This is a genomic window from Alteromonas sp. H02, from assembly GCF_059682525.1.
In genome coordinates, this window is the sequence record NZ_CM185021.1 from 4,401,120 (window position 1) to 4,419,922 (window position 18,803).

At 50.0% G+C, this 18,803-nt stretch carries 17 protein-coding genes; 4 read left to right on the forward strand and 13 right to left on the reverse strand.

The genetic code is table 11. The annotated features are described in order from the left end of the window. The first annotated feature begins 24 nt into the window (after positions 1 to 24). Entirely contained in the window at positions 25 to 969 is a 945-nt protein-coding gene (locus tag AC566Q_RS20385; RefSeq protein WP_499610123.1) for an AEC family transporter, read from the forward strand. Positions 970 to 991: 22 nt separating this feature from the next. Here the strand turns inward: AC566Q_RS20385 and AC566Q_RS20390 are convergent, their stop codons facing one another. Both AC566Q_RS20390 and AC566Q_RS20395 read right to left on the reverse strand, forming a co-directional pair. Then, positions 992 to 1,309 (reverse strand): BolA family protein, encoded by a 318-nt coding sequence (locus AC566Q_RS20390; protein WP_105932860.1) that lies wholly within the window; start codon positions 1,307 to 1,309, stop codon positions 992 to 994. Between the two features lie 3 nt (positions 1,310 to 1,312). Next, the gene (locus AC566Q_RS20395) at positions 1,313 to 1,954 is read right to left on the reverse strand and encodes an alpha-ketoglutarate-dependent dioxygenase AlkB family protein (RefSeq protein ID WP_499610126.1); all 642 of its coding nucleotides are present in this window, start codon (positions 1,952 to 1,954) and stop codon (positions 1,313 to 1,315) included. Between the two features lie 29 nt (positions 1,955 to 1,983). Between AC566Q_RS20395 and AC566Q_RS20400 the strand changes: the two genes are divergently transcribed. After that, positions 1,984 to 3,150, forward strand: coding sequence for a methyltransferase (locus tag AC566Q_RS20400; protein ID WP_499610129.1), 1,167 nt, complete (start codon positions 1,984 to 1,986; stop codon positions 3,148 to 3,150). Between the two features lie 9 nt (positions 3,151 to 3,159). Continuing rightward, positions 3,160 to 3,765: a peptidylprolyl isomerase gene (locus AC566Q_RS20405; RefSeq protein WP_499610133.1), complete on the forward strand. Its 606-nt coding sequence runs from the start codon at positions 3,160 to 3,162 to the stop codon at positions 3,763 to 3,765. Here the strand turns inward: AC566Q_RS20405 and AC566Q_RS20410 are convergent. The 7 genes from AC566Q_RS20410 to AC566Q_RS20440 form a co-directional block, all read right to left on the reverse strand. Then, positions 3,756 to 5,294, reverse strand: coding sequence for a diguanylate cyclase domain-containing protein (locus tag AC566Q_RS20410; protein ID WP_499610135.1), 1,539 nt, complete (start codon positions 5,292 to 5,294; stop codon positions 3,756 to 3,758). The genes AC566Q_RS20405 and AC566Q_RS20410 overlap by 10 nt on opposite strands. A 121-nt stretch (positions 5,295 to 5,415) precedes the next feature. Then, on the reverse strand, positions 5,416 to 5,922 hold the full coding sequence (locus tag AC566Q_RS20415; protein WP_499610137.1) for a GNAT family N-acetyltransferase: 507 nt from the start codon (positions 5,920 to 5,922) through the stop codon (positions 5,416 to 5,418). Beyond that, positions 5,919 to 6,551, reverse strand: coding sequence for a gamma-glutamylcyclotransferase (locus AC566Q_RS20420; protein WP_499610141.1), 633 nt, complete (start codon positions 6,549 to 6,551; stop codon positions 5,919 to 5,921). The genes AC566Q_RS20415 and AC566Q_RS20420 overlap by 4 nt, the downstream gene beginning before the upstream one ends. Before the next feature lie 11 nt (positions 6,552 to 6,562). Continuing rightward, positions 6,563 to 7,303 carry a 23S rRNA (guanosine(2251)-2'-O)-methyltransferase RlmB gene (rlmB, locus tag AC566Q_RS20425; RefSeq protein WP_499610147.1) on the reverse strand — a complete coding sequence of 247 codons (741 nt, stop codon included), beginning with the start codon at positions 7,301 to 7,303 and terminating at the stop codon, positions 6,563 to 6,565. Then, entirely contained in the window at positions 7,303 to 9,690 is a 2,388-nt protein-coding gene (gene rnr / locus AC566Q_RS20430; RefSeq protein WP_499610152.1) for a ribonuclease R, read from the reverse strand. The genes rlmB and rnr overlap by 1 nt, the downstream gene beginning before the upstream one ends. 170 nt (positions 9,691 to 9,860) lie before the next feature. Further along, a complete protein-coding gene (locus AC566Q_RS20435) occupies positions 9,861 to 12,731 on the reverse strand; it encodes an insulinase family protein (RefSeq protein WP_499610159.1) in 2,871 nt (956 codons plus the stop codon). A gap of 206 nt (positions 12,732 to 12,937) precedes the next feature. Further along, positions 12,938 to 13,309 (reverse strand): VOC family protein, encoded by a 372-nt coding sequence (locus AC566Q_RS20440; protein WP_105932790.1) that lies wholly within the window; start codon positions 13,307 to 13,309, stop codon positions 12,938 to 12,940. 145 nt (positions 13,310 to 13,454) lie between these two features. On the opposite strand from AC566Q_RS20440, the gene AC566Q_RS20445 reads away from it, so the two are divergent. Then, a complete protein-coding gene (locus AC566Q_RS20445; RefSeq protein ID WP_105932791.1) occupies positions 13,455 to 15,134 on the forward strand; it encodes an alkaline phosphatase D family protein in 1,680 nt (559 codons plus the stop codon). Positions 15,135 to 15,185: 51 nt separating this feature from the next. On the opposite strand, the gene AC566Q_RS20450 is transcribed toward AC566Q_RS20445, so the two are convergent. From AC566Q_RS20450 to AC566Q_RS20465, 4 genes are all read right to left on the reverse strand, one after another. Further along, positions 15,186 to 16,256, reverse strand: a complete 1,071-nt coding sequence (locus AC566Q_RS20450; RefSeq protein ID WP_499610166.1) for a hypothetical protein — start codon at positions 16,254 to 16,256, stop codon at positions 15,186 to 15,188. 103 nt (positions 16,257 to 16,359) lie between these two features. Then, positions 16,360 to 16,965 (reverse strand): tetratricopeptide repeat protein, encoded by a 606-nt coding sequence (locus AC566Q_RS20455; RefSeq protein WP_499617568.1) that lies wholly within the window; start codon positions 16,963 to 16,965, stop codon positions 16,360 to 16,362. 429 nt (positions 16,966 to 17,394) lie between these two features. Then, on the reverse strand, positions 17,395 to 18,105 hold the full coding sequence (locus tag AC566Q_RS20460) for a hypothetical protein (RefSeq protein ID WP_123323801.1): 711 nt from the start codon (positions 18,103 to 18,105) through the stop codon (positions 17,395 to 17,397). Between the two features lie 320 nt (positions 18,106 to 18,425). Further along, positions 18,426 to 18,668: a TIGR02647 family protein gene (locus AC566Q_RS20465; RefSeq protein WP_105932794.1), complete on the reverse strand. Its 243-nt coding sequence runs from the start codon at positions 18,666 to 18,668 to the stop codon at positions 18,426 to 18,428. Positions 18,669 to 18,803: the final 135 nt, after the last annotated feature.

Below are 18,803 nucleotides of genomic sequence, written 5' to 3' on the forward strand. Positions count from 1 at the left end.
GCCTTTTCGGGATTCTCAACCGTTATGCAAGCATCCACCTTTGATTTTGCCATTACTGTTATTGGCCCGGTCCTCGTATTACTTATCATGGGCAATGTATTATTGCGCGCCAAACTTATTAATGATGAATTTGTCGCCACCGGCTCCAAACTGGTGTTTACCGTGGCCCTGCCAGCCTTATTGTTTATCTCCATCAGTCAGGCTGATTTCAGTAAAGCGGCGAATCCGGTACTGATCATTACCGGCTTAACCGGCACGCTGGGCTATTTTTTGCTGCTGATGTTAGCCAGTCATCTGATGGTGCCGAATCGCCAGGCAACCGGGGTGGTCACCCAGGGCGGCTTCAGGGCCAATATGGGTATTATTGGTCTGGCTTATTGCGCACAAACCTACGGCAATGATGGTCTGGCAGCCGCCTCTGTTTATCTGGGTATGGTCACCATTTTGTTTAATGTATTATCGGTATTTATTCTCAATTTTTATCAGGAAGGCAAGCGCTCACTTACTTCACAGATAAAAGGTATTGTGAAGAATCCGCTAATAATAGCCATTGTTATTGCGTTACCCTTCTCTTATTTCGACTGGCGTCTGCCCGTATTGCTAACCACCACCGGTGAATACTTCGCACAACTTACCTTACCACTGGCCTTGCTGTGTACAGGCGCCTCATTGCAGTTCCGCTCATTCAGTGCGGACTGGTTTAATATTAGTCTTAGTTCGTTGAGTAAATGTGTGTTTTATCCGGCTGTGATGGTCGGTTTAGCCTACGCTGCCGGGCTGCGCGGCATGCCTCTGGGCATTGTATTACTGATGACTATCGCACCCACGGCCGCTGCCAGTTACGTTATGGTACGCACGCTTGGAGGGGATTACCGACTGGCGGCCAGCATCATCGCCATCACCACGGTATTGTCATTGCCCCTGACGATTGCGGCGTTCGATTTTCTCTCTGGCCAGGGGCTGCTTTAATCGTTACTGCGCTTAACGGTAGTTAGCCGAGTTTGCTGCCGCCCAGACACGCTGGCGAATCTACCGACGTCTGGTTACGCTTTTGCCATTCGGCCGGGGTATAGGTGTGCAAAGCCAGGGCGTGAACCGGCCCGGCTAGTGCTTCAGCCACCAGCGCATTCACCTGGCGGTGACGGGCAATAAGGCGAAGTCCTTCGAAGGCCTCACTGACAACAGTAACCTTAAAATGACTTTGTGCGCCATCCGGCACATTATGCATGTAACTCTCATCCAGCACTTCAAGGTACTGTGGTGCGAGTTCATCAGTTAATTGCTGCTCTATAAAGGGTTTTACCTGCATCATTTATGGCTCACCTGTATCGGAGTTTTCCGCTCCGGGAATATATCGAAAAGTAAGATTAATTCTACCACCGATAGGTTTGCGCGTCTTGCTGAGTCCGTGGTGATAGTATTGCTGCGTATCGCCAGCCATTACCAACAGGCTGCCGGGCTCCAGCATGAGTTCGCTGCGCTCGCCGCTGCGCAAATGCTTAAAACTAAAGCGCCGGGTGCTACCCAGTGAGATGGAGGCTATCACCGGGCGCGGGCCGAGTTCGGGTTCATCATCGGCGTGCATCCCCATACCATCACTGCCGTCGCGGTACCAATTGGCCAGAACACAATTAAACGGCGCATTTAGTTCTGCGCTCAGTCGTTGCTGCAGTTGCGTTAAACTAGCTGTCATGGGATGCGGTGGCATGCGCAAATTGGAATAGGTATATTCACAATGAGGCGCGCCGTGCCACGATTGTAAGCGCGGAATTTTTACCTCTCGGCCGTACAATTTGATAGTATCCTGCCGCCAGGGTAATTCCTGCTGGAGCTGAAGATACAGGTCTTCAGCCTGCACTGGCGACAGCCAGTCAGACTGATAACGGATATCGGCATCGGGCAGTGATACAGGCGCCAGAGCTGCCGCCTGACTGGCAAATAGGTTAAATTGCATTATCGATAACACCGGGCAAACCACACATCATGAACACAGAGTTTACACTATCTAACCGCACATTGACGCTGATCCGCTATCCGGCCAAACATCAGCACAAGAGTCTGCAGGCCTGGGACAGCGCTGACGAATTGCTTATTGAGCATATCGGGCAGGAGCTACCGGCGTTATCAGGCAGCCAACAGCCGTGGATACTCTTTAACGATGATTTCGGTGCGCTGGGGTGTTGGTTTGCTGAAGAGCAACCGGTGTGGGTGTCTGACTCGAAAATTGCAGAGTTATCGTTTAAGGAAAACCTGACGACCAACCAACTGCCTGATGTGCCAATGCAAGATTGCCTCGCCCCTTTGCCTGACTCACCGGCACTGGTCATCATCAAAATTCCTCGCACCCTGGCACTACTGGAAAGTCAGTTGCTGGCGCTGCGCAAAGTGGCCGGCCCGCAAACCGTTATCGTCGCCGGGGCAAAAGTAAAAACCGTTACTCGCTCTGTGCTGGCGTTGTTTGAAAAGCTCATCGGCCCCACTAAAACGTCACTGGCGAAAAAGAAATCCCGCCTGATTTTTTGTCAGCCGGATCCCGAAGTGCTTAGTCGCGAAATTAAAAATCCGTACCCCACCGTTTGGCCTTGCCGACTACCCAGTGGCCAGACGGTGCAGGTGGCTAATCATGCAAACGTGTTTTCCCGCCAGTCGCTGGATATCGGTGCGCGTTTTCTACTCGAGCATATGCAGGTAAGCGACCATGACAACCTGCTCGATCTCGGCTGCGGCAATGGCGTACTGGGGCTTAATGCACTGAGTGTGGCACCAAACGCGAGGGTCACCTTTGTAGATGAGTCATACATGGCGATTGCTTCGGCCCGCCTGAATGTCGAAAACAATTTCCCTGAGCAGGTTAACCAGTGCCGCTTTGTAGCCAGTAACTGTCTGGAATCCTTACTCGACCAGCCAGCCCGCCCCAGCTTTACCAAAGTGCTGTGTAACCCGCCGTTCCACCAGCAGAATACCATTACTGATCATATTGCCTGGCAGATGTTTCATGATGCTTATGAACTGCTGGACAAAGGCGGTCATCTGATTGTGGTAGCCAACCGGCATCTGGATTATTACCATACCCTTAAACGCTTGTTTGGCGGCGTTACTACCCTTGCCAGTCAGAACAAGTTTGTTATTTTTAGTGCTGCAAAACGATAAGGATAACCCATGCTAAGAGCTCTGCTATTTTCACTGCTGATTTTTACTGTGTCTGCTCAGGCCGCCAAAAAAGAGGCCGATGACGGTTCACAAATCCAGCCTGATAATTACTACCCACGGGTTAAGCTGGAAACCACCATGGGTGATATTGTTATCGAGCTGGATCGTCGCCGTGCGCCCATCACAGTAAACAACTTTCTGCGTTATGTGGATAAGCGAAGTTTCGAAGGCACAATTTTTCAGCGCATTATCCCTGGTTATATCGTTCAGGGCGGTGGTTATACCGTGGATTACGAAGAGAAATCGTCTTACCCGGCCATCTTTAACGAGTCAGGCAACGGCCTGAAAAATACCATGTATTCGGTTGCAATGGCTCGTCAGAACGACCCGCATACCGCCACCCGTCAGTTCTTCTTTAATCTGGATGAAAACGATAACCTCGACCCGGGCAGGTCATGGGGCTATGCCGTCTTTGGTGCCGTAGTGGAAGGCTTTGAAGTGGTTGACGCCATGGGCGAAGTAGACACCGAATACAAAGCAACCATTGGTTTTGCCGATGCGCCGGTAGAAAACATCATCATTGAAAAAGTCACCCTGTTACCGCCTCAGTTCTGATCCACCTGATGCTTTTCGGGCTTATGTGACAGCCAGTCGCTGGCGAAGGTAATACAACTTTCGCCAGTGGCCTTTGAGCGATACATGGCCTTATCCGCCAGACTCAACAATTCCTGCTCATTGGTTGCATCGTCAGGAAAACAGGCCACCCCAATGCTGGCTCCTACTTCGACGAGCACTTCCTGAATAAGGTAAGGCTTGCAAATCGCATCAATAATTTTATCCACCAGCGCCTTACACATACCATAAGACTGTATGTCGGTGAGCAGTAGCGTAAACTCATCGCCGCCGAGCCGAGCTACGGTATCGGAATCCCTCACGGTTTGCTTCATTCTGACGGCAACACGCCCCAGTAATAAATCACCAAACTTGTGGCCATAGCGGTCGTTAACGCCCTTAAACCCGTTGAGGTCAATAAACAATAAGGCGATTTTTTCATTGCGGCGCAGGGCATGCTTCATTTCTACCGACAAGCGGTCGTTAAACAGGTGGCGGTTGGGTAAATCCGTTAACTGATCGTGATAAGCCAGCAACGTGAGTTCCTGCTGCTGGGCTTTTTGCTGGCTGTCATCAATAATGGTGTACACAGTTGCCGGACGATTACCGATCAGGACTTCGCTGACCTCCACCTGGCAATGATACTGATCACCAACCTTGCGTATCCCATACATTTCACCTTCATACTCGTACAATAACGAGTCTACTTTACGCCCTTGCAGCTCAGTCATAAGGTAACCGCTCATGTTTTCCACAAGCTTGTTTGCCCTGATAATCTTGCCGCTTTCATCAGCCACCAGAATACCGGCTGCAACCTGATTCATTATGTTATCAACCAAATCCACCGAGTGATTTGCCTTAAGCACCCGCAGGCGATACATCACAATGGCCAGAGTAAAGTTAATAATGGCCAGGAAAAATGCCAGTCCCTGATAAAAGCGAATCGACATGGCTTCGGCCTGGGTTTCGTGTTCAAGTTCAACAGTCAGCTTGTTCATTAAATCAAGTAAGGTGAGGTTTTTTCGCTGCGCCACATCGATGGCCTGCTGCAGGAGTAAATGGTCGTATTCACGGCCAATCAACTGCCTGATTTTTTGCCTGAGGGGTGACCACTCCAATAACGCCTGTTGCACTATATGGGTAGTGGCATCGCTGGTTAAAGGTGCCACTTCAATGACATTATGTTCGGCCGAAAACGTTCGTCCGCCGCGATGGAAACTATCAAGTGTAAGATCGAAACGCTTAAAGGTTTCGCGCAGTTCTGCCAGTGCGGCACTATAAGCTTCTTCGTTAGTGTAGGCGTTTTCCATCATCAGCAGGTTTTTCACCAGACGCTGGCTGAGCATCCGTTGTCGGCCGGAAAGGTTGATATTGATGGCGGCCGCTTCAATGCGATAAGACAGCCAGACATTGAGCGAAAGAGCAACGAAGTCGAAGGTCAAAAATAACACCACCGCCATTAGCGTTAGCGTTCTGCCATAACGCTGGCTGATGAGGGTTAGCTGGCTTTTGATGGATGCGAATAAGCCCAAGACGTCCCTGCTCCCTGCTTAAATGAGTTCGATAAGATATAGAATAATATCTACTAAAGTATAGCATATACCTCAGAAGTTAAAGCTGAAATGGCCTGGCCAGGCGAAGTCAGTAAGCCGGCTACAGCGAGCGCAGAAAGAAATCGTGAGGCAGTTGCTGTGGCTGAAATAGCTTTCCCATGCGCTCAAACCCTGCTCGCTGCAGCACTGCAAGCGAAGCATGGTTATCTGGCCGGCAAATAGCACTAACCTGAAGCTCATTAGTATGAGAGGAAGCCCAGCTTAGCACCAGGTTTACCGCTTCACAGGCATAGCCTTTGCCGCGCCCCCGGGGTAAAAAGGCATAGCCCAGATCGGGGCAACTCAGAAAAGGGCGGCGGATAAAGCCACACAGTCCAATTCGTTGATCGCCCTCTGCATCAATGGCTTCAACCAGCCATAAGCCATAACCTTTGGCAGCGAAACTGTCACTGGCTACGGTTATATACTGGCTGGCCTGGCCGTTGTTATGAATACCGCGATCGCCGATAAACGTCAGCCATTGTTTATCGTTAGTCACCGCAAGAATAAAGTCCACATCATCCCGACTCAGCCGTCGCAGCTTCAGCCGCTCAGACTCAAGGATCATGACGGGTTTTCCAGCAACCGATCGATCACCGTAAAGTAAGCCGGGTTGACCACTGCCGCCCGCGGGTAGCGAGGCGCTTCGCGATCGTTAACCCGGTGATGCTGCCAACCTGTGGTTGAGGCTATAAAACGCCGGGCGGCCGCTTCGCCGCCTAACTCCAGGCAACCGGCCAGACAGGTGTCGATATAGCTTTGATGGACCGGATAGTCGGCGCTTGAGGGCTCAACCTTTAACGACTCGCAAATCCAGATATCGCGCTGCTTTAACCACTCAATCAATCGCTCGGTGAGGTCGTCAGCCAGTTCAAAGTTTAACTGGTCGATAGTCACCGGCGTAAAGCGGTAGTCCTGCTCTCGCTTTTGCAGCGCCGGATCAAGATGGGTAGGCACAAGCTGAGCATTCAGCCAGCCATCTTTTTTCTGATAGGCGCCAACGTAGGTTTGCAGTTCGGGTTCAGAGCGCGTGATCCAGCCCCGCTCGAAACCAAATACCTCAACTTCAACACCATCGTGGGGAATCCCCGAATGACGACTACGGGAGTCACTGTTCATCAGGCTGCCATAGCCAAGCACGATATGGGGCTCAGAAATGGCTGTCATCCACCGTTCAAGCTGAGCTATGCTTTCCATCGCTTAGTACCTTAAAGGCCGCGCTGGCGGACAATCTCGTATAAACACACCCCGGTAGCCACCGACACATTTAAGCTGGATACGCTGCCAGCCATGGGCAGTTTTACCAGCTCATCACAGGTTTCGCGGGTTAACCGGCGCATGCCTTTGCCTTCGGCGCCCATGACCAACGCCATAGGGCCGCTTAGCTTGCAGTCATAAATCAGTTGCTCAGCTTCGCCGGCGGTACCAATTACCCAAACCCCTTTATCCTGCAGCTGTTTTAAGGTTCGCGACAGATTAGTGACCTGTATAAAAGGCACCACTTCAGCGGCACCACAGGCGACTTTACGGGCCGTGCCGGTAAGTCCGCCGGACTTGTCTTTAGGTACTATCAGTGCGTGTGCACCGGCCGCGTCGGCGGTACGCAGGCAGGCACCGATATTATGCGGATCGGTTACTCCATCCAGAACCAGCAATAAGGGCACGGGAGTGGAATCCAGCAACTGGTCCAAATCGCTTTCATCTAAGGTTTTGGCTGGCTTAGCCCGGGCTACTATGCCCTGGTGCTGCTCACCTTTAACCTTATCGTCGAGCACTTTACGGTTGCAAAATTGCACTGAGACGCCAAACCGACGAGCCTGATTAACAATATTAATCAACCGCTCATCATCACGCCCTTTCAATACCCAGACTTCAATCAATCGTTCGGGTTCGTTTTCAATTACCGCCTGCATAGCATGCAGACCGTATAACCATTCTTGCTGTGCCATTAACCTTTCTTACCTTTTGCCGGCCGCCCCTTATTGGAGCTACCGCGCTTATTCGCTGTACTGCCAGACTTTCCCGCTGGCTTACGTCGTGATTTACCTGAGCTTTTCCCACCGCTTTTATCGCCGTCTTTAGTACTACGACGCTGGCGGCCCGGCGATTTTTCGTCACCACTGCGCTTATTAACCACTTTAACCTTTTTACCGCCCTGGGAGCGCAACCACTTATTATCGAGCACCAGATCGATCTTACGTTCATCCAGATTCACGGCCGCGACTTTGACTTCCAGCTGATCGCCTAAGCGGTACTGGCGGGCGCCGCTCTCGCCGCTGAGTGTTTGTTTCACTTCGTCATAACGGTAGTAGTCATCGTCGAGGGAGGTAATATGTACCAGACCATCGATATGGTATTCGGTAATGCGCACGAAGATCCCAAAGCCGGTTACCGAGCTCACCACCCCTTCAAAGGTTTCGCCCACGTGATCCTGCATAAACTCGCATTTGAGCCAGTCGCTGACGTCACGGGTAGCATCATCGGCACGGCGTTCAGTCATGGAGCACTGTTCGCCTAATTGCTCGACTTCTTCTTCGCTGTAAGATTTAGCGCCATGAACGGTCTGCCCTTGTTTTTTAAGGATAGATTTAAGTGTTCTGTGCACTACCAGATCCGGATAACGGCGAATCGGCGAAGTAAAGTGAGCGTAAGCGTCCAGCGCCAGGCCGAAGTGGCCAATATTGTCGCCATCGTAGATAGCCTGCTTCATAGAACGCAGCAGCATGGTCTGGATCAGTTCCTGATCCGGGCGGCCCTGCGTTTTACTGACCACCGCAGTAAAATCTGCCGGCGAGGCACCCTCTACAATACTGTGGGGGATCCCAACTTCACCGAGGTAAGAGGTAAACGCGGTGAGTCTGTCTGCATCAGGTTTGTCATGCACCCGAAACAACGAATGTGCCTTATTGTCTTCAATGTATAAGGCCGCACTGACGTTGGCCATGATCATACATTCTTCAATCAGCTTATGGGCATCATTACGCTCAATGGGCACGATGTTTTCAATCTTGCGCTGGGCATTGAAAACAAATTTACTTTCCTGAGTTTCAAACTCAATGGCACCACGCTGAGCACGGGCTTTTTTAAGCGCGCGGTACAGGTCGTGTAAATGGCGCAGGTGGGGCACAAATTCTTCATAACGCTGATGAAGCTCTTTGTTACCGCTTAAAATCTGCCACACTTTGCTGTAGGTAAAGCGAGCGTGAGAATTCATCACCGCTTCGTAAAACTGGTAATTCTCCAGTTTACCTGCCGGGCTGACGGTCATTTCACATACCATGCACAGCCGGTCAACCTCAGGATTCAGTGAGCATAGCCCGTTCGACAACACTTCCGGCAACATGGGAATAACCTGCTCAGGGAAGTACACCGAGTTACCGCGCTCCAGCGCTTCGGCATCCAGCGCACTGCCCGGCGTCACATACTGACTCACATCAGCAATGGCTACCCATAACTGCCAGCCACCGTTATCCAGCGGCTCACAGAATACGGCGTCGTCGAAGTCTCTTGCATCTTCACCGTCGATAGTCACCAGCGGTAACTGACGCAGGTCGACGCGGCCGGTTTTGTCTTCTTCCTTAACGCTGTCGGTTAACCCTTCAATCTGTCGGGTAACGCCTTTAGGCCACTGATGGGGAATATCGAAGGTGCGCAGGGCCATTTCGATTTCCATCCCCGGCGCCATGTGCTCGCCGAGCACTTCAATTATCCGGCCAACCGGGCTGACCCGCCGACGGGGACGCTGAGTAATTTCCACCACCACTACATTGCCTTGTCTGGCACCGTGCGCGTGTTCAGGTGGAATAATGATCTCAAAGTTGATTCGGCTATCATCAGGAATAACCATCCCCATGCCCTGTTCGGTAAAATACCGGCCAACAATGGGCTCCTTACGGGGCTCTATCACCTGATTTATGTAGGCTTCGCGACGACCACGGCGGTCTGTACCGCTTTCACGGGCTTCCACCCTGTCGTCGTGCATAAACATTTGCATTTGCCCGGCACTGATAAACAAGTCGCCGGAATTATCATCGGGACGCAGGAAACCGTAACCGTCACGGTGGCCTATAATTCGCCCGCGGATAAGCTGTTCCTGTTGCAGAACGGCATAGCGTTTTTGTTTGGTAAATTGAATTTGCCCCTCGCGCTCCATGGCGCGCAGGCGTCGTTGAATACCAATCCGGCTGTCTTCGTCCTGGGCATTTACGCTTTGGCAAATGTCCATAAAGGTCATGGGTTTGCCATGCTCTTTAAGGGTTTCCAGCAAATATTCGCGGCTGGCTACCGGATTGTCGTACTTGGCTTTTTCCCGCTCGTAGTGCGGATCATCTGTCATATAAACTCTGTGGTTTGATGTATTGCTGCCAGTATAATACTAATCTGGCTCATTAAATACTCAATTGCATAGAAGAATTGTAGTGGCGTCAGTATATAACGGACCACGGCATAAAAAAACGGTGGCAAAGGCCACCGTTTTTGATTGTGTTGCAGTAAAGTGCTGCTGGCTTATTGTTTTTTCATCGACTCGTGAAAGCCGGCCAGATCCTCAACCTTAGTGGCCCCTTTGATATCTGCAAAAGGTTGTTCCACAAAGCTGGTACCTCGCAGTTGAACAGAGATCCGTGCCGCGTTGTCGTTAAGCATAGTTTGCTGGTAAAACGCTTTCACATCTTCCAGGGTCACTTTCTCAACCGCCGCAATGAGTTTCTGCTCGCTGTCGAAGTCGTATTTCTCGCGATACCAGTCTGAAATAAACGGTACCACTTCATCACGCATATTTTTAGGCGCTTCCTTCAGCGATACCAGTGCACTGGTTTTTAACTTGGCAAATTCTTCCTCGGTTAAGGCATCCAGTGCGACTTTGTATTGCGTTTTAAATTCATCAAAACGCGCCTGCATAGCCGCTACGTCTTTCACCGGGGTCTGAATAAACATGGCAAAACCGGTGTAGTCACCAATGCTGGTTGCCATACCGCCTACCGCGTAAGCCAGTTGCTCTTCGGTGCGCAGCTTGTCAAAGGCGACGGTTCTGAAGTGGCCACGCAATACCGTGCCGGCAGCGCGGGTATCAAAACCTGGCGTTGGATGCACCATCACATCAATCAGCGCCACATCGGCAACACTCAAATCCTGCTGCCAGACAAGGGTCTGTTCAGCCTGTGGCTGCCAGAACTCACGCATATCGTATTTCAGGCTGGTGCGATCATCCGGCAGAGCGCCTTTCACTAACGCTACCGCATTGTCCAGATCGGCCTTGTCATAGTTACCAAAGGCAAAAATACGCAGTTGGTTTTCACTCAGCAGAGCCTGCATAAATGCCTGCATGTCGGCCACCGTTAACGACTCAGCCGCGCTGATAAGTGCGTCAGTATTGAAGTTACCCTCACGGATCAGGTTGTTATAAGCATCAAACGCCTGATAGAAGGGGAATTTTTTGCCCGCATTCTGCAAACCACGTACGTAGCGGTCGACTGCCTGAGCAAAGTTCTGCTGGTTAACGTCAACTACCAGTGCATCAAGGGCTTTGGTTAATAACTCAGGCTGCTTATCGGTAAAGCCACCAATGGCCAGACTGATACCATTGCCATCGCTAAAGCGTAGCGACATACCAGCAATGCTGGCCTCCGTCATCAGCGCGCTTTGCTGCAGGCTGTACAAGTCTTTCCACAGGGCCGTCATTACCGTTGCTTTAACATCAGACTCAGGTAAACCTGAATTGATATAAACGGTCATTTCACCGCGCGGTTGCTCGGTAAATGCCTGACTCGGGAACGACCACACCTTAACGCCGTTTTCATCAATCACCAGCTCAGGTTTTTCCTGTGGTGTTTGTGGCTTAAGGGTAAATTCTTGCGGTAACAGCGTATTGACGGCCGGTAAATTCAGCGCAATTTGCGCAGGTTGCTGCCAGCTGGCAATTTCTTCTGCGCTAATGGTATCAACCTGATATTTACCGTCGTAGAAGTGAAGCTGGCTGTCTGATGGCTCATTTTTACTGATATACCAGATACGAACGCGCTCAGGCGTTAACTGTGCCAGAACTTCCTGGATAGCCTCAGCATCGAAGGATTCATAGTAATACGGCGAAGATACCGCAAACTTAGCCGGTACTTCCTGCATCGCTGCCGCCAGATTTGACACATAGCCAAATTCATCGGACTTCTGCAGGAAACGGAAACGGTTGTTCAGGCTGGTCTGAATTTCACTGAAGTATTTTTCGTCTACGCCTTGCTCACGGATCAGGTCGATATACTGCATCACCACAGCCACAATGGCTTCGCGGTGTTGCATACCGGCATCGGTGAGATCGATGTTGATGCTGAACGAACCGTAGTTACCATACATGTTCGGCGACGCAGAGGCAGACAGATTAGAAATCAGCCCCATGGCCTTTAACTGATAAGCCGGCGTGCCCGGCATTTCAGAGCCAATCAGGTAGGTTAAGAACTGGTTAGGTTTGGTGGCAAACTCATCGCTGTTATCACTGATGGTGAAGTCGATGTTGAGTTTTTTAACGTCTTCATTGGGTACATAATGAATTCGCTTGCCGCCCACTTTGGCAAAATCGAGTTTATCGTCAACGGTCGGGTTGTCGATGTTCTTGTTTTCAATATTGCCGAAGTATTCTTCTGCCAGCGCTTTCATTTCGTCCAGCGGACGGTTGCTGATCATCGCCAGCTTCATAATGTTGGCCGAGTAGTAACGCTCGTAGAAGTTCACCGTTTCGGTGTGCAGCTTGCTGCCTTCCTTATCGCCAAGGGTTTCCAGGTTACCAATCAGAAAGCGGTTGGCCGGATGGTCGCCCATCAGGCTGCGCGCCAGTTTAAACTGGCCAAAGTAATCCATCTCGCGGCGCATGGACCATTCCGCATTGACCGCATTTTTCTCTTTGTCGGTATACTCCGGGTAAAGTTTGGGCGCCTTGAAGAAATCAGAGAAACGATCCAGCGCTTCGCCGTAGGCATCATTATTGATTTTAAACATGTAGTTGGTGATATCCAGCCACGTGTAGGCATTGTGCTGGCCACCGTTAGCGGTCATAAACTCGGTATACCCTTTGGTATCCGGGTAGCGCTCAGTCCCTAAGAACAGCATATGTTCCAGATAGTGCGCCATGCCCTGCTGTGACATCGGGTCGTGCAGCAAGCCTACACTCACGCTCAGTGATGCGGCCGATTTTTCGGCTGCCGGGTCAGACACCAGCATCACTTCTAATTGGTTGGGTAAAGTAAAAGTATCGTACTGTCTGTCGTCGTTAGGCGATACCATTACGCTCTCTGGCGTAGCAACCGGGCTGGCCGGAGCCTGAGCTTTTTCTGTGGCACATCCGCCAAGCAGTGCAGCGGAAACTACACCTGCAATCAAAAGCTTTTTCATTAAAATGTTACCTTATGCAGCGTTAATATAGTGAGTTGAAACTTTCACACCGACCCGGCTCTTAATAATGCAACTGTCGGAACGAATTTTCACGCAGCACACCATAAAGAAAAGCGCCGCAAGGCGCCAGTCACCGGTTACACAGGATTGTAAACAAATATGTCAGCGATGCTACTGACCCGATATGCAGTTTTGTTTACCGCAAGTCAGACATGCTGATCAATCAGGATCGCGTTGCCGTCGGGGTCGATCATGGCAATGCTTTCTGGTCCTGAAGAACCTGGCTCGGTTTTCTTGGTCAGAATCACCCCGGCATCGGTCAAGGCCGATTCTATATCCTGCACCGATGTAAACGAGTCCAGCGTTTTACAATCCTGATCCCAACCGGGATTAAAGGTCAGGACATTGCCCTCGAACATGCCCTGGAACAGTCCGATGACATTTTTACCGTTGCGCATAATCAGCCAGTTCTGATTAATGTCACCGCCAGACTCGCTGAACCCAAGTTTCTCGTAAAATGCTTTTGAAGTATGGATATCTTTTACCGATAAGCTTACCGAAAATGCGCCAAGTTCCATGTGTTGCCCTCATTGATTAGGTAAACCTAACTATCGTCCAGCCCGAGCTAAATTGCAAAGCAATACGACGGGTGACAGAAGGTAGGCAAGCTGCACCAGTTACGCTAAAGTGAGCATTCTTTTTTCCTACAGTTATTAAAGCGCCATGGACAGACGACGATTTATTAAACTTTCTTCTTTACTCGGCGGTACTCTTACTCTGTCGACCCAGTTAACCGGCTGTGCCTCGGCCCCCCAAACCAAAGACTATTTCCCGGCCGTTGAATTTACCCACGGCGTAGCCAGTGGCGATCCAACCACCAGCGCCGTGATTCTGTGGACCAGAGCAGTACCGGCCGACAATGACGACAGCGGTTATGTGCGCTGGCAAATTGCCACCTCGCCGGACTTCAATTCACCGCTGCGCGACGGCGTGGCAAAAACCACGCGCAACAACGATTTTACCGTAAAAATTGATGTTCAGGATTTACCTGCAGGCCGGTCGTTCTACTATCGCTTTTTTACCAGTGAAAACCGTTCCGTAACCGGTACCACCAGTACTCTGGCGACGGGCGTAATTGATAAGCTGAAGTTTGCTATTTTTTCCTGCGCTAATTATCCGGCGGGTTACTTCAATGCTTACAAAGCAGCCGCTGAGGATAGTGAAGTTGATGTGGTACTGCACCTTGGTGATTACATTTATGAATACCCGAAAGGCGGCTATGCCACGGCCAACGCAGAAGCCATAGGCCGCGACTTTATGCCGGGTAATGAAGGAGAGCTGCTAACGCTTAAGGATTACCGGCTTCGCTATGCAACTTACCGGCAGGACAACGGCCTGCAGTTACTGCATCAGCGTAAACCTTTCATCGCTATCTGGGATGATCACGAGATTGCCAACGATACCTATATGTCGGGAGCGCAGAACCATTCGGCCGACGAAGGCGATTTTTTTGCCCGGCGCACCGCCGCTATTCAGGCCTATTACGAATGGTTACCCATTCGTCCGCCCATGGGCGATGGTAACCCGCAGATTTACCGCAGCTTTGAATTTGGCAATCTGGTAAACCTGTATATGCTTGATACACGGGTAATTGGTCGTGAAAAGCAGCTTAACATGGCCGATTATAAGCGTGCCGATGGCCAGTTTGACGGCAAAGCATTTATGCAGGCGCTGCATAATCCGGATCGCACATTGCTGGGCAGGGCCCAGTTTAACTGGCTGGCCGATGAAGTTAAGCAAAGCAGTGCCCGCTGGCAGGTGCTCGGGCAGCAGATCCTGATGGGTAAGATGCATTATCCTGCTGAGGTACTAACCAGCGAGCGTGAAGCCGTGGCAGGTGCCATTGAAGGTTTGCTTGGTCTGCTCAAAAAGCAACAGGCGGGCGCCACCCTAAGCGAAGAAGAACTGGCTCGTTTAGCCACCAAACTCCCCTACAATCTGGATGCCTGGGATGGGTATGCCGCAGAGCGTGACAAAGTACTCAGCTTGTTCTCGGATGCGCAAAAATCTTTACTGGTGATTGCCGGGGATACCCATAATGGCTGGGTGAATAAGCTTACCGACAACAGCGGCGAGACCGTGGCGATGGAGTATGCAACACCGAGCGTTTCGTCTCCGGGCATGGAAGGCTATCTGGGGCTAAACACAGCACAGGCTAAACGACTGGCTGATGCTTTGCCCCTGTTAATTGACGATCTCAGTTACTGCAATCTTCATGAGCGGGGCTATATGACCATGTCATTTACCCTCTCCATGGTCACCACCCAATGGCACTATGTAAGCAACATCAGCAACGAAAACTACACCGTTTTCACCCGCCACACCGAGCGGTTTGTCAATTAATCACTTCACGCAAAGGGCCTCAACCGGCCCTTTGTTGATCTCATGTCGCGCTCAACGAATATACATCTGCGCAAAATCCGGGATCCGATATTCTGCACAAACCTGTTCAAAGCCTACACTTAACACCGAATAAATTTCATCCAGCGCACTTTTATCAATGGTGGTTTTCGCCAGCATATTAAGCAGCTGTTTGGATTTATCAGGCTCTCCATAACAACCAAACTCCGATGCCACATGGATCTTCGCATAAATATCGCCTTCGTCGGCGGCTTGCTGGATCAGGCTTAAGCCGTTCTCGTTATAGGTAAGCCGACCCAGAATAAACTTCGCCCTCACATTACCGCGCTCTTCGCTGAGGTAAGACAAGACGCGCTTTGCTTTGTAGTCTGACTTTGGATAATGGGTGTAGCGGTTGCCACTTTTGTTTGGCAGCTGGCCGGCAAAAAAAGCAAAAGCGTGACGCATTGCTTCGTCGGTCGGCAGCGTATCAAGGTGGGCAGATGTCACCTCAATTGCCCGTGCCTCAAAGGCTTCACGCTCAGCCATCCGGCTTTCGTGATGGGATTGCGTGGCGCGGAAAATCTCAAAACCGGTTAAAGCGAATAAAGAAACGGTGAGGGTCAGGCAACACCCTGCAAGCGCCAGCGGCGTAGTGATAAACCAACGATTTCTCAGCCGCCTGCTACTGTCGTGCGGGGCTTCTTCAGTGAGGACGTAAAATGCCCTGTGCTGCTCAAAGGGAATACTTAACCTGCCGATGTAGGCTGCCGACCAGGCGCCAACGCCGTACAGGCCCACTAAAATAAAAGCCCGGACCGATTGGCCCTCACCGAGGCTGAGGCCAAACATAAAAGCCGCCACTACCACAGCAAGATGGGCCATAAATGCCATTACAGCGAAGGAAAGTTGATAACCACGGCCGTAGAACCGCACCACAATTCCAATTGCCGCGCCGCTTAATGCCAGCATAATCGGTGCGAAGCGGTCGTCATACAAATAAAGCCAGTACCATAGTACCAGAATGGGTACCGACCAGAATGCCACGGCCAGCGCCGCTTTTAATCCATGTTGCCCATTAAGCTTTGCTTCAACGGCATCGATTTCCTGTTGGTTTACCTGCACTGCCCTATTCCAAATATCATTTAATTCTATGATTTTGTTGAAGTATACAGGAAACCAACTGCACTGCGGCAGTTTCTTTTACTGGCTCAAACCTGCATCGGGATTATGAATCGAGGGGAGTTCGCGCGGCCCTCACTGCCCGGGGATGCATAAGCTTTTCAAGCTCTTTCAGATAGGTAGCAATAGTTTGATGAGTTTGCTTATCTGCCGTAACGGCGTTGTACAACCACTGATAAGCATCCTGATAATCATAGGGAGAGCCGTAACCGTCGATAAACAGTTCGGCCAGTTGCATTTGAGCTTTAAGATTTCCCAGTGCTGAGGCTTCGCGCAGAAATATCACCGCCCGTTTGCGGTCTTGCTGCACCAGCGTGCCTTTGCTGTAATAGCGACCAAGTTGCTCAAGTGCGGCCGGCAGTCCCTGGTCGGCGGCCTGACGCATAAAGTCAACGCCTCGTTCCGGGTCGGCTTCAACACAAACACCCCAGGCCAGCATATCGCCCCATAAAAACTGATAGGCAGGTACTTTGAGGACTTCTGCCCGGGCTTCAATATCCTGATTTAACTGACAGCGATCTATCACCACCCGGTCGAGATGCTCGTTACGGTTGATCATGTTGATCAGCTCGTCCTGAGTATAAAGCTGTACCGCTTTAATCTCCTGCGCCTGCACTGCGCTACCGTCTCCCAGCCACAGGACTGAGAGCATCAGTAATAAACCACCTTTGTTCTGCATATCACATTCTTCCAGCTAACTCGTCGCCTCTTGGCGTTTTATCGGCCGCGGTTCGAAAAACCTAATTAATTATACAAACCATAACACATAGGTCCTGTACCAATCAGATTAGCTTCTAGCAAAACACACAGAGCTACTCAGATAGATTTTAAAGCCAAGCAAGCTTTAAAGGAATTATTCCGAACCTTACGTTCAGTATAGCAACTACGAGATAATAGAACAGAGATTGGGCCATGCACGAAGTTAAGGCTCGGAAGAGAGAAATCAGCTAATGTGTGAAAAAGGAAATTAGTATCTGCGCCAGGTTCGTCGCAATTCGATTCACACAAAAAATGCTTGATATGCTGAAGCGAAACGCGGTTAGCCTGGCGCATGATGCAACACTAAGGCTGCATGATTATTTTATGAACGCTTTGCTTTACGAACAGCAATTCCAGCAATAGCCAGCGCTAGTAATGCAAAGGCCTGAGGCGCGGGAACAGGACTTACATCACCGGAGAGTACAAAATTATCAATTCCAGCATTATTACCAGGACCAGTCCCAGAAGCTGTAATTCGTAAAGTATATTCGGTGTCTTGCTGCAACAACACAGCTAAATTGTCAAAGCTGATGTTTTTCACAGGCTGAGAATTTGAACCATTTGCAGCAAAAATATTATTTTGCGCATAAGAAAAAATCGGGCCCAATGCTAAATCGTCAAACAGCTCAACTGTAAAATCCAAATCACGCTGTACGCCTTGTACGTTACCGCTATTATTAAAAATAATGGAATCAAATGAGACACTTGAAAGACTTACAGAAGCAAAGTCATTAGCCATCATGAAAGTAATGTCAGTGAACCAGTTGCCTTCATTGTGCAAGTTACGGTCTACAGCGAAACGGTCTTGTGCTGCTGCAGTATCGAAAAGTGAAAACGAATCTGACCCTGAATTTGCGGCTAATACTCCAGGTGCTATAACACCATTTGTAGTCCATGTTAGATCACTGGCTGTGTTACCGCTGACTGTACGGCCGTCGAAATCGGTTGAGAGAATAACCGTTGCGCTTGCCGCAGAACTGGCCAGAATACCAGTGACCAACAACGCACTTTTGCATAATTTTTTGAAGTTCATTACTACAGTTCCTTAACTACGGAGACACAGCTTTATTTAGTCTCACTTCTTGAACACGAACAAAATAGATAGCCTGCTGATTTACCATCCATAATCATCTGCCCAGAATTTATAGCACAGAACATGCCAAAAAATAAATTCAATATTTACAACCACTTGAAATCCCACTCAATTCAAAGTGTAAAGCATGCTGACACCCTAGAGCGGCTTTTGCTGCCTTTAGTTAACCAATTGAAAGCATCTAATTCATAGGTAAAAGTACTGTAGTGAAATTAACTCAGTAGGAACTCATATCCCGCCGCAAAACGCCCGAGTGAAACCTAATTAAATTTGATATTCATGGCGCTGTTAATGCGCCGCGTGTGCTCTACCACATCAATACCAAGATCGGTGAGATAGCCCCCGTCCACCTGGGTTATCAGGCCTTTGGAATACAGACGGGCTGCCGCCTCAACAATGGATTGGGTGGCATCGTGGTGAATTTTTAAACCCTGCATCAGACTTTCGGCAGGAAACTTCAGTAACAGGTTTAGCTCTTCGATGACGTCGTGTGAAAAAGCCATAAGGACTCCAGGCAACTATTCTCTTTTATTTGTATAGCCAGTATGCGCTTGTTTAGCCAACAAGTCATGACGATATTTAGCGCTCACCAACCGGTTTTTAAAACCCTTCACTCAATGTTTATATAATACCCTTAT